This window comes from Methylobacterium sp. CM6246, from assembly GCF_054818005.1.
Window position 1 is genome coordinate 420,133 of record NZ_JBTXKY010000001.1, and the last position, 16,301, is coordinate 436,433.

At 71.0% G+C, this 16,301-nt stretch carries 13 protein-coding genes; 6 read left to right on the forward strand and 7 right to left on the reverse strand.

Annotated elements, in window-relative coordinates; all coding sequences use genetic code 11:
• The first annotated feature begins 257 nt into the window (after positions 1 to 257).
• Genes ACYQPG_RS02160 through ACYQPG_RS02170 form a run of 3 tightly spaced genes read left to right on the forward strand, consistent with a single transcriptional unit; the run spans position 258 to position 3,991 of the window.
• Positions 258 to 1,076 (forward strand): ABC transporter permease, encoded by an 819-nt coding sequence (locus ACYQPG_RS02160; RefSeq protein WP_246692058.1) that lies wholly within the window; start codon positions 258 to 260, stop codon positions 1,074 to 1,076.
• The gene (locus ACYQPG_RS02165) at positions 1,076 to 2,308 is read left to right on the forward strand and encodes an ABC transporter ATP-binding protein (RefSeq protein ID WP_461230150.1); all 1,233 of its coding nucleotides are present in this window, start codon (positions 1,076 to 1,078) and stop codon (positions 2,306 to 2,308) included. The genes ACYQPG_RS02160 and ACYQPG_RS02165 overlap by 1 nt, the downstream gene beginning before the upstream one ends.
• A gap of 15 nt (positions 2,309 to 2,323) precedes the next feature.
• Positions 2,324 to 3,991 (forward strand): glycosyltransferase, encoded by a 1,668-nt coding sequence (locus ACYQPG_RS02170; RefSeq protein WP_461230151.1) that lies wholly within the window; start codon positions 2,324 to 2,326, stop codon positions 3,989 to 3,991.
• 168 nt (positions 3,992 to 4,159) lie between these two features.
• Here ACYQPG_RS02170 and ACYQPG_RS02175 read toward each other — a convergent pair whose 3' ends face one another.
• Genes ACYQPG_RS02175 through ACYQPG_RS02205 form a run of 7 tightly spaced genes read right to left on the reverse strand, consistent with a single transcriptional unit; the run spans position 4,160 to position 10,755 of the window.
• Entirely contained in the window at positions 4,160 to 5,128 is a 969-nt protein-coding gene (locus ACYQPG_RS02175; RefSeq protein WP_461230152.1) for a glycosyltransferase family 2 protein, read from the reverse strand.
• Positions 5,125 to 5,925, reverse strand: coding sequence for a polysaccharide deacetylase family protein (locus ACYQPG_RS02180; RefSeq protein WP_461230153.1), 801 nt, complete (start codon positions 5,923 to 5,925; stop codon positions 5,125 to 5,127). Before ACYQPG_RS02180 ends, ACYQPG_RS02175 begins: the two co-directional genes overlap by 4 nt.
• Positions 5,922 to 7,058, reverse strand: a complete 1,137-nt coding sequence (locus ACYQPG_RS02185) for a DegT/DnrJ/EryC1/StrS family aminotransferase (protein WP_461230154.1) — start codon at positions 7,056 to 7,058, stop codon at positions 5,922 to 5,924. Before ACYQPG_RS02185 ends, ACYQPG_RS02180 begins: the two co-directional genes overlap by 4 nt.
• Complete coding sequence (locus ACYQPG_RS02190; RefSeq protein WP_147906505.1) at positions 7,055 to 8,086, reverse strand: SDR family NAD(P)-dependent oxidoreductase; 1,032 nt, start codon at positions 8,084 to 8,086, stop codon at positions 7,055 to 7,057. The genes ACYQPG_RS02185 and ACYQPG_RS02190 overlap by 4 nt, the downstream gene beginning before the upstream one ends.
• Positions 8,070 to 9,185, reverse strand: coding sequence for a DegT/DnrJ/EryC1/StrS family aminotransferase (locus ACYQPG_RS02195; RefSeq protein WP_147939448.1), 1,116 nt, complete (start codon positions 9,183 to 9,185; stop codon positions 8,070 to 8,072). Before ACYQPG_RS02195 ends, ACYQPG_RS02190 begins: the two co-directional genes overlap by 17 nt.
• Positions 9,182 to 10,210: a Gfo/Idh/MocA family protein gene (locus ACYQPG_RS02200; RefSeq protein WP_461230155.1), complete on the reverse strand. Its 1,029-nt coding sequence runs from the start codon at positions 10,208 to 10,210 to the stop codon at positions 9,182 to 9,184. Before ACYQPG_RS02200 ends, ACYQPG_RS02195 begins: the two co-directional genes overlap by 4 nt.
• A 14-nt stretch (positions 10,211 to 10,224) precedes the next feature.
• A complete protein-coding gene (locus ACYQPG_RS02205) occupies positions 10,225 to 10,755 on the reverse strand; it encodes an acyltransferase (protein WP_147939447.1) in 531 nt (176 codons plus the stop codon).
• Between the two features lie 350 nt (positions 10,756 to 11,105).
• Here ACYQPG_RS02205 and ACYQPG_RS02210 point away from each other — a divergent pair, with 350 nt between their 5' ends.
• The 3 genes from ACYQPG_RS02210 to ACYQPG_RS02220 all read left to right on the forward strand — a co-directional run bounded on the left by ACYQPG_RS02210 (position 11,106) and on the right by ACYQPG_RS02220 (position 16,200).
• Entirely contained in the window at positions 11,106 to 12,416 is a 1,311-nt protein-coding gene (locus ACYQPG_RS02210) for a polysaccharide biosynthesis/export family protein (protein ID WP_461230156.1), read from the forward strand.
• Positions 12,417 to 12,553: 137 nt separating this feature from the next.
• A complete protein-coding gene (locus tag ACYQPG_RS02215) occupies positions 12,554 to 14,962 on the forward strand; it encodes a GumC family protein (protein ID WP_461230157.1) in 2,409 nt (802 codons plus the stop codon).
• A gap of 59 nt (positions 14,963 to 15,021) precedes the next feature.
• The gene (locus ACYQPG_RS02220) at positions 15,022 to 16,200 is read left to right on the forward strand and encodes a glycosyltransferase family protein (RefSeq protein ID WP_461230158.1); all 1,179 of its coding nucleotides are present in this window, start codon (positions 15,022 to 15,024) and stop codon (positions 16,198 to 16,200) included.
• Positions 16,201 to 16,301 lie beyond the last annotated feature (101 nt).

Below are 16,301 nucleotides of genomic sequence, written 5' to 3' on the forward strand. Positions count from 1 at the left end.
AGCAATCAATACGGTGGTCAACGACAACCACCTCTTCAGTCGGGAGGCTCGGTACGACGAAAGATGTAATTCGTGCCGGATGACCGCGGTGATAGCCCGGCTCAGTGGGATCGCCGATCCGGCAGCTGATGCCGCGAACGGATCCAGCAAGCACCGATCGTCGTGCGGGATCGCTTCGAATGATGGACTCTTTGGACGCGCTTGCGCTCGATGCGCCGAAACATGGCCTTGGCGGGCCCAGATCGGAACCGACCGCGATGCCGGTCACCGAAATCCTTCCCGACAATCAACTCGTCGCCTTCGATGCCGCGGGGGTCTGGCAGTATCGCGGGTTGCTGTGGGTCCTGATCCTGCGCGACCTGAAGGTGCTCTATCGCCAGACCGCCCTGGGCGCCTGCTGGGCGATCGCGCAGCCGCTTTTCACGGTGGCGATCTTCACCGTCATCTTCGGCCATTTCGCCAAGATCCCCACCGACGGGGCGCCCTATGCGCTGTTCGCCGGCAGCGCGATCATCCTGTGGACCTACTTCGCCGAGTCGGTACGCCGGAGCGCCACCGGCCTCGTCACCGAGGCGGAGCTCATCCGCAAGATCTACTTCCCGCGCCTGGTGATCCCGCTCGCCACCGTGGTGTCGCCGATGGTGGACTTCGCCATCGCCCTCGCGGTGATGCTGGTGCTGATGCTTTGCTACGGGGTGATGCCGAGCTGGCACATCGTCCTCGCGGTGCCGACGCTCGCGGTCACCGCGATGCTGGCGCTCGGGGTGAGCCTGTGGCTCGGGCCGGTCAACGTCCGCTTCCGGGACGTCAAGCACACGCTGCCGTTCCTCATCCAGATCTGGATGTACGCCTCGCCGATCGTCTACGCGGCGAGCATCGTCCCCGACTCGGTGCGCTGGCTCTACGCGCTCAACCCGATGGTCGGGCTGATCGAGGCGTTCCGGTTCGCGATCCTCGGCGGAACCACGCCCGACCTGTTCGCCCTCGCGGTCTCGGTCACGGTGTCGTCGCTGCTGCTGTTCACCGGACTGATCTTCTTCCAGCGCATGGAGCGCTCTTTCGCGGATATAATCTGATGTCGATGGCGATCAGCGTACAGGATATCGGCAAGCAATACTGGCGTGCCCCGCGGGCCACGCACGACAACTCCCTGCGCGAGGCGCTCATCGACGGCGCGCGGGGCCTGCTGACGCGCCGGTCCCAGGCACGCCCGACCAAGGAGGGGTTCTGGGCGCTGAAGGATGTCAGCTTCGGCATCAAGCACGGCGAGAACGTCGGCATCATCGGGATGAACGGGGCGGGCAAGAGCACCCTGCTCAAGCTGATCTCGCGGATCGCCGCCCCGACCACCGGCAGCATCCGGCTGGTCGGCCGGGTCGGCGCCCTGCTCGAAGTCGGCACGGGCTTCCACCGGGAGCTCACCGGCCGCGAGAACATCTTCCTCTACGGCTCGATCCTGGGCATGCACCGCCACGAGATCGCCGAGAAGTTCGACGCGATCGTCGAGTTCTCGGAGATCGGCGACTTCATCGACATGCCGGTGAAGCGCTATTCCAGCGGCATGTATGTCCGGCTGGCCTTCTCGGTCGCCGCCCATCTCGAGCCCGACATCCTGCTCCTCGACGAGGTCCTGGCGGTCGGCGACTACACCTTCCAGAAGAAGTGCATCGACTTCGCCCGCCGCCTCCAGAGCAAGGGCTCGACGATCCTGCTCGTCTCGCACAACATGTTCAGCGTGAAGACCATGTGCGAGCGGGTGATCTACATCAAAAACGGCCGCGTCGCCTTCGACGGCCCCACCGACGAGGGGCTGCACCACTACGAGCGCGACAGCTACCTGGCCGACGCACCCTGGTTCCGGCCCGAGGGCGGCCACCACCCGGTGGAGATCCAGGACGTCACGGTCGCCGACGAATCGGGCGCTCCGAAGACGCTGTTCCGGCACGGCGAGCGGATGCGGATCACGGCGCGCTACACCGCCTCGGAGCCGATCACCGACCCGCATGTGCTGTTCTCGATCACGCGATCGGACGAGCTGCTCTGCTGCAACTTCAGCACGATGACGGATCGCGCCAAGCTGCAGACCCTGTCGGGCGACGGCACGATCGAGCTGCTGACGCCGCCGCTGACCCTCACCGCGGACACCTACAAGGTCTCCGTGGTGGTCCGGCAGCGGGGCTTCGAGCGCCTGCTCGCCGCGCGGATCGGCGCCCGCTTCCACGTGGAGCACCCGGTCTTCGCCCCCGACGTGTTCGGTGTCTTCCACACTCCCGGCACCTGGACGGCGGATCCCGCACCGCATCGCTGAAGCCCGGAGGGCACGATGGCCATTGTTGCGTCAGAGCTCCGCCATGACGGACGCCGAGACATCGACGACGAGACCGCCCGGCGCGCCGGGCGAATCCAGGCGAATTTCTCGGCCTTCGATGCCCGGGTGCGGGAGGCCGAGCGCCGGGCGGCTGCGGGCGACCTCGAAGGCGCCGCCGTCGAAGCCGCCATTGCGGCGACGATGGCGGCCCATCGCCATTGCGGCGTCTTCGCGAGCCCGCGCCTGGAGCGTCTGACCGCCGAAATCGGCCGGCGGCTCGAGCCGGAGGCCGGCCCTCGCACGGCCCCGGAGCCGGCCCCGTTCCGGCGCGTCCTCCACGTCTGCACGCAGCTCGCCCCGGTGGGCGGCCTCACCAAGATGCTGGCGTTGTGGATCGGCGCCGACGCCCACCGGACCAACAGCCTCGCCCTGACCCAGCATCGCGGCCCGGTCGATGGGCGGATCGCCGAGGCGGTCCGCGCCAGCGGCGGCGCGATCCACCACCTGAACCACCGCCAGGGCGGCAAGCTCGCCTGGGCGCGGGAGCTGCGCCGGGTCGCGCGGGATTACGACGTCGTCGTCCTCCACATCCATTGCGAGGACGTGGTCCCGCTGATCGCCTTCGCGGATCCGGGCAAGCACCCGCCGGTCCTCCTCCTGAACCACGCGGATCACCTGTTCTGGATCGGGACCCGGATCAGCCACGCGGTGATCAACCTGCGCGAGGCCGCCCGCCGGCTCGCGATCACGCGGCGCGGCGTCGATCCGGCCCGGAGCTTCCTGCTCCCGACCCTGATCACGCTGCCCGAGCGCCAGCGGAGCCGCGCGGCGGCCAAGCGCGCCCTCGGGATCGCGGACGACGAGGTCCTGCTGGTCTCCGTGGCGCGCGGCGCCAAGTACCGCAACGTCGGCGACGTCACCTACGCCGACCGCCACGTCGATCTCCTGGCAGCGCATCCGAAGGCCCGCCTGATCGTGGTCGGCGCGGGCGAGCGCGCGGACTGGGCCCGGGCGCAGGCCGCCACGGGCGGGCGGATCGTGGCCTATGCCGAGCAGTCGGATCCGCGGGCCTTCTTCGAGGCGGCGGACATCTACGTCGATTCCTACCCGTTCGTCTCGTCGACCTCGATGCTCGAAGCCGCCGCCTACGGGCTGCCGCTGGTGACGCGCTTCGAGGCGCCCGCGGCGGCCGAGATCGTCGCAATCAACCATCCGGGGCTCGACACCACGGCTCGGGTCGCCCGCGACCAAGCGGAATACGAGGCTCACCTCACCGCGCTGATCACCGACGCGGAGGACCGCCGGACCACGGGGGCCGAGATCAGCGCCGCCATCGCGCGCCTCTACGCGCCGGCGAGCTGGGCCGCCGGGCTCGACGCGGTCTACGCGCAGGCCCAGGCGCTGCCCCGGCTCGCGCCGGGTGCCGGGCCGGTGACGGTCGAGGCGCCTCATCTGGGCGAACCGGACCTGCGCCATCAGGACATGTTCGGCTCGGACTTCCCGATCTCCGGCATGACCAAGAACTACATCGGCATGCTGCCGCTCCGGCAACGCGTCGCCTCCTGGGCGGCCCTGCGCCGCGCCGGCGACTTCTCCAGCCCCTGGGAGCGGGTGCGCCTGCTGCTGCCGGAATGGCTGGTGCGCAACGTGAAGGACCGGCCGGGGCTTCTGCGGGCCGGTTGAGAAGGCGTATCCATCGGATCACGCAAAAACAGGCCCGGGAAACCCTGCGGTTTCCCGGGCCTGTTTTCTTGTCCGTTCCAATGCCCTCGTCAGGTCAGGAACCCACAGCGGCGCCCGGAATCACGGGTTGGATGCCTGGACGTCCCTGCGACGGGCAAGCCCGATCCGTCAGCGCGTCCCCGGCCCGGCCGCCGCGAGGGGGCGGCTTGCCTGGGCGACGGCCACCAGGGCCGCGCGCAGATGGGTCGGCCGGATCGCGTCCTTGACCGCCCGGTGCGGCATCAGCCGGAAGGCGGAGAGCAGCGCGCCGGCGGCGGCGCGCCGGTCGCCCCGGGCCGCATGGGCCTGGGCGCCGTCCAGGAAGGCGTCGTAATACCCCTGCACGGTCGCGAAATAGAGGCTCAGGGCCTGAAGGCGCGAAACGCCGAGGGCCGGCGCGTGCCGCCGGAAGACCAGCCGCGTGAAGCGGATCCGGCGGGCGATCAGGCTGTCGAAGGTCCCGGCCGGCCGTTGCCGGAAATGGACACCGGGCACGGCCACGAAGGCGGCCCCGTGCCGGCGCACCGCCCGAATCTGCCAATCCCAATCCTGGTCGCCGAGCAGCGCCTCGTCGAACAGGCCGACGCTGTCGACCAGGCTCCGGCGCACCACGGTCGCGCCGACCTGCGGGAAGTAGCCGCTCAACATCCGGCGCAGCAGCGCGGCCCCGTCGGCCGGGAGCTCCGCCGGCCAGGGACCGTAGACCGGCTCCAGTTCCGGGGAGGTGGTGATCACCTGCCCGAAGACGATGCCGAGACCGGGCTCCGCTTCGAGCCGTCGGAGATGGGGGCGGATGTGGCCCGGCAGCCAGACATCGTCGTCGTCGAGGAACGCCACGTAGGGTGCGCTAGCCCGCAGCAGCGCCGCGTTGCGGGCGGCCCCCGCTCCGGCACGCGCGACCGGCACGTGGATGGCGCCGAACGCGGCGGCGACCTCGGCGGCCGGACCCGCCTGACCGTTGTCGCCCACGATGATCTCGAAGGCGAGATCGGGCGCCTCCAGGGCGCGGATGCTCGCCAGGGCCTCGCGCAGCAGGGCGGGCCGGTTGCAGGTGGGGACCACCACGGAAACCGTGGCGCGGGGCGCGGGCTGCATCATGTCCATTCTTCCCAGGCGTCGTAGACGCCGTTCAGGAGGGCCCCGAAGACCAGGTCGTTGTCGAAATGCGTGACGAAGCTGCGCCCGATGGTCCCGAGCGGCCGCGTCTCCACGGCCTGCGCGTAGACGATCCGGTAGCCGGCCTGCTGGGCGGCGCGGGCGGCAGCCGGTGTCCAGTTCGCCGACTGCCCCAGCGGGATCGCGAAGCTGTCGGGCCGGATGCCGAGCCGGGCTGCGATCGCCCGGCGCGAGCCGTCGAGCTCCTCGGCCGCCCGCTCGGCGCTGAGGCCCCCGAAATTCGGATGGGTGATGGAATGGCTGCCGATCTCGGCGCCGGCCGAGGCCAGGGCCTCGACCTCGCGCCAGCCCAGGATCCCGCGCGGGCCGGTCCCCGGCCGGTCGAGCCACCCGGAGACAACGAACAGCGTCCACGGAATCCCGTGATCCCGCAGGATCGGCTCCGCGGCGTCCATCACGCTGCGCCAGCCGTCGTCGAAGGTGATCGCGAGGTCACAGGGCTCGCCGTTTCCCTCCGCGATGGCGGCGGCCGGCACGAAGCGGTAGCCGAGGCGCAGGGCCAGCTCGATCTGGTGCCGGAAGCGCTCGGGCGTGACGTCGTTGACGCCGCATTCGGGCTGCCCGAGCGAGTGGTAGCAGAGGATGCGCCCGCCCGGCCGCTCACGGCGCGTCCCGGCAACCGCCAGGGTGGTGCGTTCGTAGGCCATCCGGGCGGCCGCGAACCGCGGACGGGTGAGCCCCACGGTGCGGGCGAGGCTCTTGACCGGTCCGGGGATCATCGCAGGGCGTCGCGCAGGCCGGCGACGACCTGGTCCTGCATCGCGTCGTCCATGCCGGCGTAGAGCGGCAGCAGGATCGCGTGGTCGCGCGCCCGCTCCGATTCCGCCAGGGCGAAAAGCCGGGGCGCCTCGGCGTAGGGCGGCTCCAGGTGGGCGCACATGATGCCCCGGCGGGTGGCGATGCCCTGATCGAGCATCGCCTGCATCACGGCGCCCTGGTCGGCCGTCTCCGGCAGGCGGATGCAGAAGCTCTGCCAGTTGCTGCGCGAGCCCATCGGCTCGGGCGGCGGCGTCACCTCCGGCAGGTCCGCGAGCCGCGCCCGGTAACCGTCCGCGAGGGCGCGCCGACGGGCGATCAGGCCGGGCAGCCGGGTGAGCTGCGCACGGCCGATGGCCGCCTGCACGTCCGTCATCCGGTAATTGAAGCCCGCGACCGTGTATTCCTCGGCCACCACCCGGGCGCTGCCGTGGCGCGCCACGTCGGACACGCTCATCCCGTGCTGGCGCCACAGCCTGAACTTGCGGTCCCATTCGGGATTGGCCGTCGTGATCATGCCGCCGTCGCCGGTGGTCAGGACCTTGCGCGGGTGGAACGAGAAGCAGGCGACGTCGCCTGCGGGTCCGCCGATCGGCCGCCAGACGTCGCCCTGGAGCCGCTCGGAGCCGATCGCGCAGGCCGCGTCCTCGATCACCGGGATGCCGGACCGGCGCCCGAGCGCCACGATGGCCTCGAGGTCGCAGGGCATGCCCATCTGGTGGACGCAGACGATCGCCCTGGTCCGCTCGGTCACCGCCGCGGCGGCGGCCTCCGGGGCCATGTTGAAGGTCGCCGGGTCGATGTCGACGAAGATCGGCGTCGCCCCGCACTGGGCGATGGCGTTGGCGGTGGCGATGAAGCTGTGGCTCACCGTCACCACCTCGTCGCCGGGTCCGACCCCGGCGGCGAGGAGCGCGAGATGCAGCGCGGTGGTGCAGTTCGAGACCGCGCAGGCATGGGGCGCGCCGACGATCGCGGCGAACTCCGCCTCGAAGGCCGCGACCTGCGGCCCCTGGGTCAGCCAGCCGGACCGGACGACGGCGGCGGCGGCCTCCGCTTCCCGCTCGCCGACATCGGGTTTCGCGATCGGGATCATGCCAGCGCCCGCCTCAGGTGATCCGAACCGGCCTCGTCGCTCCACCAGGACACCAGGTCGGCGAGGCCCTCGGCCGCCCCGATCTCGGCCTCGAAGCCGATCAGATCCCGGGCGAGGCTGGTGTCGCACAGGCGCCGGGGCACCGGGTTCACGGCGCGCTCGGCCTCATGGATCAGCGGGGTGCCGTCCCGGCCCATGATCCGGGTGAGATGGCCGGCGAGATCGACCAGGGAGGTCTCCACGCCGGTGCCGACATTCAGCACCACGTCGGTGGCCGGTGCGGTCGCCGACAGGATGTTGGCCCGGGCGATGTCGCGGACATGGACGAGGTCCATGGTCTGCAGGCCGTCACCGAACACGATGGGGGACTGACCCTCGGCCAGGCGCTGCATCCAGCGCACCATCACCTCGGTGTAGCGGCCGGTCAGGTCCATGCGCGGCCCGTAGGCGTTGAAGTAGCGCAGGGCGACGTAGTCCAGGCCGTACATGTCGTTGAACGAGCGCAGCAGGCCCTCGCCGAACGACTTGGCCGCCCCGTAGAGGGTGCGGTTGTCGTATGGGTGGTGCTTCTCCGTGGTCGGGAAGCTCTCGGCCATGCCGTAGACCGACGCGGACGAGGCCATCACCACCTTGGCGACGCCGGCCTCGACGCAGCGCTCCAGCAGGTCGAAGGTCGCGGTCGCCATCACCTCGAAGGCCTGACGCGGCTCGGCGGCGCATTGGGTGATCCGGAGGGCCGCCTGGTGGAACACCACGTCGGTGCCCTTGACCAGGCCGTCCATCAGGGCCCGGTCGCGGATGTCGCCCTGCACCAGCCGGACACGGCCCGAGCCGAGGGCGTCCTTCAGGTTCTCGGGCCGCCCGCGGACCATGTTGTCGACGGCCACGATCTCGTCGCAGCCGGCCTCGACCAGCAGGTCGATGATGTGGGATCCGATGAAGCCGGATCCGCCGGTGACGAGGATCCGGGTCCCGCGCAGGTCGCCGGCGAAGCGGCGTCCCTTGCTGACATCACGCAGCTTTTGCATCGGCGACCTCGCAGTAGCTCGAGACGGCCCGGCAGACGCTGTCGATCTGGCTGGACGTCAGTTCCGGGAACATCGGCAGGGACAGGGTCCGGGCGGCCAGGCGCTCGGTGACCGGCAGGCGGCCGGTCCCGTCGTCGAGGTGGCGGTAGGCGGGCTGCCTGTGGACCGGGACGGGGTAGTGGATCCCGGTGGCGACGCCGGCCTCGGCCAGGTGCTGGCGCAGGCCCTCGCGGTCGGGGGTGCTGACCGCGTAGACGTGGAAGGCGTGGTCGCGTCCGGCCGCGCCCGGCAGGTCGAGCCCGAGGCCTGCGAGCCGCGCGCCGTACTCGGCCGCCACCGCCTGCCGGGCCCGGGTCCAGCCCTCCAGGTAGGGGAGCTTGGTGCCCAGGACCGCGCCCTGGACCCCGTCCATGCGCAGGTTGAAGCCGTGCCGGACGTGGTTGTACTTGCCCTGCTGGCCCCAATCGCGCAGGCACCGCGCCGCCTCGGCGAGGTCGTCCCGGTCGGTGACGATGGCACCGCCCTCGCCGTACGCGCCCAGGTTCTTGCCGGGATAGAAGCTGAAGCAGCCGATATCCCCGATCGTGCCGGCCTTCCGGCCGCCGCGCTCGGCGAGATGCGCCTGCGCGGCGTCCTCCACCAGGGCGAGGCCGTGGCGCCGGGCGATGGCCCCGAGCGCGTCCAGATCGGCCATGCGGCCGTGGAGGTGCACCGGCAGGATCGCCTTGGTGCGGGGCGTGATCGCCGCCTCGACCAGGGCCGGATCCATGGTCCAGGTCACCGGGTCGATGTCGACGAGGACCGGCGTCGCGCCGGCGTAGAGCACCGCCGCGACGGTGGCCACGAAGGTGGCCGAGACCGTGATCACCTCGTCGCCCGGGCCGATATCCAGGGCCAGCAGCGCGAGATGGAGCGCCGCGGTGCCGCTGCTGACGGCGACCGCGTGCTTGGCGCCGCAGGCCTCGGCGAAGGCCGCCTCGAACGCGGTGACCGCCGGTCCGAGGACGAAGTCGCCGCTGCGCAGGACGTTGAGGACGGCGGTCTCGACGTCGCCGCCGATGGCCGCGTATTGCGCCTTGAGGTCGAGAAACGGGATCACGAGGCCCTCGCAAGTGGCATGAGGTCGATCGGGTGGCCGTTCTGGCGCAGGGAGCGCATCGCGGCCTCGAGGAGTTCGACCACGCGCAAGCCGCTGTGGCCGTCGGTCTTCGGCGCCTTGCCGGTCTCGATGCAGTCGACGAAGTGCTCGATCTCGACGACGAGCGCCTCGCGGAAGGAGAGGTGCGGCGACCACATGTCCCCGGTCCGGTAGGAGACCATCAGCTCGGTGATGTCCCCGGAGCCGTCGCCGACGGTGACGCCGCGGTCGTAGACCTTGACCTTCTCGATCGGGTCCAGGTCGTTGTAGACGATCATCTTCTTGCTGCCGCCGATCAGCGTCTGCCGGACCTTCACGGGGGCCAGCCAGTTGACGTTGATCTGCGCGACGACGCCGCGCGGGTAGAAGATCGTCAGGTGGGCCATGTTCTCGGGGCGGCCGCTGAAATGGCCGGTGCCGCTCGCCGAGATCGCCACCGGGGCGAGGTCCAGGACATGGTCGAGGATCGCGAGATCATGGACCGCGAGATCCCAGATCACGTTCACGTCGCGCTGGAACAGGCCGAGGTTCACCCGGGTCGAGTCGTAGTAGAAGACCTCGCCGAGCGCGCCGTCCTTGATCAGGTCGTTGATCTTCTCGACCGCGCCCGTGTAGACGAAGGTGTGGTCGACCATGAGGGTCAGGTTGCGCTTGGCCGCCTCCTCGATCAGCAGCCGCGCCTCGAAGGCCGAGGAGGTGATCGGCTTCTCGATGAAGACGTGCTTGCCGGCCCGGAGCGCGTTGATGGCGATCTCGAAATGCGAGCTCACCGGGGTCGCCACCATGACGGCGTCGATCTCGGGATCCGCGACGAGGTCGCGCCAATCCTGGTGAAGCTGAGCGGCGGGATACCGCTTGCCCGCCCGGGCGAGCGCCGCGCCCGACTGGTCGGCGATGGCCGCGAGCCGGCACTGCTCGGTCTCCGAAGTGCAGCGGGCCAGGTTCGGCCCCCAGTAGCCGTAGCCGACGATTCCGATGGCGATCATGTGCGTGTGTCCCCTCAAGCGATCTGCAGAGGCTCGGCCGCCGCCGGCCGGGACGGCCGCTGGGACCGCGCGCGCTTCTGGCGCGTGTCGCCGATGACCCGGGCGGGGCATCCGGCGACGATGGCGTAGGGTGGGACGTCGCGGGTCACGACCGCGCCTGCGCCGACGAGGGCGCCCTCCCCGATGGTGATGCCGGCCACGATGGTGGCGTTGGAGCCGATCGAGGCGCGATCCCCGACCAGGGTCTCGACGAGCTCCCAGTCGCCGTCGCGCTTCAGGCTGCCGTCCGCGTTCGTGGCCTCCGGATAGCGCTCGTTGGTGAAGACCACGCCGTGCCCGACGAAGACTTCCGCGCCGATCGACACGCCTTCGCAGATGAAGGTGTGCGAGGAGATCTTGCAGCGGGGGCCGATGGTGCTGTTGCGCTGGATCTCGACGAAGGGCCCGATGCGCGACCCGGTCTTTATTGCACATCCGTAAATATTAACGAGATCTGGGTAAAAGATACCCACGTCTCGCTCAATATCCGCATCGGTAATCGGCATCCCCGCAACTCCTTCTGCCGAACTTCTGTGCGGCAAAACTGCGCGGACCTGCGGACGATCGGGAACCCAGGCTTTCGATACCCGTCCCTCCCCCGAAAGGTGCACCGCCCTTCCCCGGGGCGGCGCGGCCCCCGGGGGCCTACCTCGAAAGGCGCAAGGCGCCGCGCCGGAGCGGAACGCCGGCCTCCTTTTGGACGAGTCCCGGCGAACTGCGCCGCTGCGCATCATGCCGGCTGAGCTGTGCCCGAGCATGAAGGGACGACGCGTTGAACACCTGGTCCCATCCGGCCTGCCCCAAAGTCTTCGCGGCCAGTGCGCTTGCCGCCGAAGCGGATACCGGTTCGACGACAGTGCGCGCGTCGAATCACAGACCCAGAGCCGTCCGCAGGGGGGCGTCGCTGCGAAGTGTCTTCGCAACGGGCGCGGCGATCCTGCTGACGCTGGCCGCGCAACCGGCCTTCGCCGAATACCGGATCGCGGCGGGCGATTCCCTCGAGGTGACGGCGCTCAGCATTCCCGGGTTCAAGCAGGAGGCCACGGTCGGGATCGACGGCACCGTCATGGTGCCGCTGCTCGGCGAGGTGCCGGCGGTCGGGCTGACGGTGTCGGAGTTCCGCAAGACCCTGCAGAAGGCGCTGCCGGCCAAGGCGGTGCGGCAGCGCAACGCGGAGGGCAAGGAATCGATCGCCGTGATCGAGCCCGACGAGATCGGGGTGCGGATCGCGAAGTACCAGCCGGTCTACCTGAGCGGCGACGTGACCAAGCAGGGCGAGCACCCGTTCCATCCCGGCATGACCGTCCGGCAGGCGGTGGCGCTGGCGGGCGGCTACAACCTCCTGCGCTTCCGGATGGAGAACCCGGTCGTCGAGAGCGCCAACCTGCGCGCCGAGTACGACAGCGTCTGGGCGAGCATCGCCCGGGAGAGCGCCAACGTCTGGCGGCTCAAGGCGGTCATCGCGGCGGCGCGGGCCGACAAGGCGGCGCCGGCCGGGGCGGACCCGAACGTCCCGCCGGTCCGGGCGAGCGTCGCGCAGAAGCTCGCCGAGCAGCAGCTGCGCGTGCAGATGTCCGACGTCGCCAAGGAGAAGGAGTACCTGCAGCGCTCCCTCACCCGCTCCCAGAACCAGCTGGTCAGCCTGACCGAGCAGCAGGCCAAGGAGAAGGAAGGCGTCACCGCCGACGCGGACGATTACGACGCGGTGCGGGCACTGTTCCAGCGCGGCGCCGTCGTGACGACGCGGCTGACGGATGCCCGGCGGGCGGTACTGCTGTCCTCGACCCGGGCGCTCCAGACCACCGTCCAGGTGGCGCAGCTGGAGCGCGACAAGGGTGAGCTGACCCGCAAGCTCGAACGGGTCGACGACCAGCAGGCCATGGATGCCATGGAGAAGCTGCAGGTTTCGGAAGACAACCTGACCGCGCTCCGCTCGCGCCTGAACAGCATCAACGACAAGCTGGTCTATACCGGCGCGCTGCGCAGCCAGCTCCTGTCCGGCAGCCGCGCCCGGGCGTCGATCGCCGTCTTCCGCCCCAACAGCACCACCCCGAGCGCGGTCGACGCCGCCGAGGACATGGAGCTCCAGCCGGGCGACGTCGTGGAGGTGGTGCTCAAGCCGGACCCCGCCATGCGGGGGATCGGCGACGGCGCCGGCCAGAACTGACGCCACCGGATGCCCATCGCGCCGGACGGCGACCGCCGGCCTTCGGGAAAAAATATTCCAGAACAAACGCTTAGCCCGTCGTTCAGGATCCGGGATCCGAGACGATGCGCAAACCCCGCCCCGGTGAGGGACACGCCATGAACAGACACTCGACCAGCGCGGCCTTCCTGCGGGCCGACCCCGTGGGCACCGGCGCCGGCAGGCCGTGGCGGGACGCGCCGCGGACGCCCGATCCCGATTCCCAGGTCGCGATCCTGACGATCATGCGGCGGAACTGGCGGTCGATCCTGGCGCTTAGCGGCGTCGGGCTGATCGCCGCGATCATCTACGTCGCCACCGCGCCGTCGATCTACACCGCCAGGGCGCGGGTCTACATCGAGAGCCGGTCGAGCCCGGTCACGGCCCGCGACACGCCCGGCGCCGCGACCCCCCTGGAGATCCCCGAGGTCGAGAGCCAGGTCGAGTACATCCGCTCCGAGAAGATCGCCCTGGCCGCGGTGCACCGGCTCGGCCTGGCGCCGACGCAGGACCTGTCGGTGCCGCCGCACCCGCTGGTGGCACGGGTCCGGGAGGGCATCGGCGCGGTCAAGCTGTTCGTCGCCGGCCTGATCGGCCTCTCCCCCGCTCCCAAGCCGGGCGTCGCGGTGGGCCCGGACGAGCGCCAGGCCGCGACCGTGCGGGAGAACCTGGAAGCCGCCCGCATCGGCGCGGCCTACGTCATCGAGGTCGGCTACAGCCTCGACAACCCCACGACCGCGGCCGCCGTCGCCAACGCGGTGGCGGACGCCTACGTGGCCACGCAGTTGGAGAACCGGTCGCAGATCTGGAAGGTCGCCGGCGAGTGGATCCTGCCGCGGCTGAAGGAGATGCAGCAGCGCGCCAGCGCGGCCTCCCGCGAGGCCCAGACCTACAAGGCCGAGCACGCCATCATCGATCTCGGCAAGCGCGGCCTGGTGGGCGAGCAGCAGCTGGAGGAACTCAACACCGCGGTCGCCTCCGCCCGATCCAGGACCGTGGACGCCCGCTCGACCCGCGACCAGATCCGCGCGCTGCTGGCCTCCGATATCGCCGATCCCGGCATCACCGAGGCCTTCAAGGACACGGTGATCATCCAGCTGCGCAAGCAGTACGTCGACCTTGTGCAGCGCGCCGACGACCTGAAGCGCCGCCTCGGCCCCGACCACGACGCGGTCACGGCGATCCAGAAGGACGTGCTGGCGGCCAAGCAATCCCTGCGGGCCGAGCTGGAGCGCCTCGCCGCCTCCCTGGACCGGGACTACGAGGTCGCCAAGGCCCGCGAGGACAGCATGTCGGCGTCCTTCGACGCGCTGATCTCGAAGACGCTCGTGACCAGCGAGGCGCGGGTGAAGGCGAAGGAGCTCGACCGGGCGGCCGAGACCTACGACCAGATCTACACGAACCTGCTCAGCCGCTACATCGACGCGGTCAACCAGCAATCCTACCCGCAGCCCTCCGCGCACGTGATCACCCCGGCGAGCGTCCCCGAGCGCCCGAGCGCGCCGCGCGGCGGCCTGATCGTGATGCTCGGCATGCTGGTCGGGGCCGGCCTCGGCGTCAGCGGCGCCTTCGCGCGGCACTGGTTCGACCGGACCCTGCGGTCGCCCGGGCAGATCACCGGCCAGGGCCTGTCCTGCCTGGCCGCCCTCCCCGAGCTGCGGCGCGAGCCGGCCTACCGGGCCGCCCTGGCGCTGGCGCAGAGCCACGCCGACGAGGCCCTGCGGCCGGCCAGCGTCGAGGCGTTCAAGGCCGGCGCGGTGCGGTACATGCCGCAATCGATCTTCGTGGAGCGGCTGCACAGCCTGAAGTCGCACCTGATCGGCAACGACCGCCGCGGCCCGGTCTTCGCCATCGGGGTGACCTCGGTCGGGGCCGGCACCGGCAAGACCACCTTCGCGAGCAACTTCAGCCAGTTGCTGGCCCGGTCGCGCGCAGCCTCCGCGAGCCGGATCCTGCTGATCGACGCCGACGTGCGGCAGGCGACCCTGTCGCGGCTCAGCCAGGCCTCGGACCAGCGCGGGCTCCTCGACGTCCTCGCCGGCCGCTGCTGCGCCGAGGAGGCCGTCCGGCCCCAGCCCGGGGACGTCCGCCTGCTCGCCTGCGGCAGCCTCCACCCGGGCGACCCGCATTTCAGCGACCTGATGACCCCGGAGGCGATCGCCAGCCTGGTCCGCGACGAGCGCACCAACCTCGACCGCATCGTGGTGGACCTGCCCCCAGCCGACGATCTGCCGACCCTGCGGCCGCTCCTCGATATGCTGGACGGGGTGATCCTCGTGGCCGAGGCGGGCAAGACCAACATCGACGACGTGATCGCGGCCGTCCAGGACCTGGAATCGAGCGGCTGCACCGTCCTGGGCGTCGTGCTCAACAAGACGAACGCCACGCCGGCGGTCCGGCGCGGCACCCTGGTGGACGCCCTGGTCCGCCGCGCCGCGGCGATGCGGCCGTCCGCCCAGCCCCGGGTCGCCCGGTCCTGGCGCCGCCGCCCGGGCGCCGAGGCGACGGATGCAGGAGCCTCCGTGTGACGGCGTTTCGCGCAGCGTCGGGTTCGCGGTCGCAAGGAAGGTTGAATGGGCCGCGCGCCATGACGCCGATTGCGCCGGATGCCGCGTTGCCCGGCGCCGGGCCGGTGGGCCGTGTCGCCTTCTTCGGCCACGACCGGATCGAGCCGACGATCCGGAAGCGGGTCGGCGCCATCCGGGAGACCGGCTGGTCGGTGGTCGAGTACATGTTCGTGCGGGCGCGGGTCGGCCTCGCCGATCCCGGGACCGCCGGCGACGTCGTGCCGCTCGGGCAGACCGTGGATCGGCAGTACGGACGGCGGCTCCCGATGCTGGCGCTCGGGATCGTCCGGGCGCTGGCACGGTGGCGGGACCTGCGCGCCGCGGACGTGGTCTACGTGCGCAACCTCGACATGGCGCTGGTGGCCTGGGCCTCGACCCGGCTCGCGGGCAGCCGGGCGCCTCTGGTCTACGAGGTGCTCGACATCCAGCGCCTGATGGTGCGGCCGGACCGGGTCGGACGGGTCGCCCGGGCGGTGGAGCGCTGGATCCTGGGCCGCAGCGCGCTGCTGGTCGTTAGCGCGCCGGACTTCGTGGGCCGCTACTTCGGGCCGGTCCAGGGTTTTTCGGGCCCCTGGCACCTCCTCGAGAACAAGGTCATGGCGCACCGCCTCGCCGAGGTGGCGCACCGGATCGACCGCGACCGCAGCGCCGGGCCGCCCTGGGTCATCGGCTGGTTCGGCACGCTGCGCTGCCTCCGGAGCCTGACCATCCTGGCGGCGGTGGCGCAGGCGCTGGGCGACGCGGTGCGGGTCGTGATCGCCGGCCGGCTCTCCGAGGAGGATATCGACCCGCAGGCCTTCGCGGAGACGCTGCGCCGGCATCCGAACATGTCGTTCCGCGGCCCCTACGCCAATCCGGAGGAGCTGCCCGACATCTACGGCGGCGTCCACTTCAGCTGGGCGGTCGATTACTTGGATGACGGCCTCAACTCGGACTGGCTGCTGCCGAACCGGCTCTACGAGGGCGGCCTGTGCGGGGCGCTGACGCTCGCGCGCGCCGAGACCGCCACGGGCCGCTACGCGGTGGCCGAGCAGCTCGGGTGGGCCTTCCCGGAACCGCTCGAGGACGCCGTCATCGCGTTCCTGCGCGGCCTCGACGGGGCGACCTACGCGGCGATGCACGGCGGGCTCGCTACCCGGGCGATCACGGACTTCGTCGACGTCCACGGCATGCGCGACCTGCTGGCCCGGGTCGCCTGATTGGTTTTCTCGCGCGCCGCGGCGATTTACGCCGCGCCGCCGGACGCGGGCTGGGGCCGGATTCGGGCGCATCGTCTCCGCCCCGCGACCGGGCGCTGACG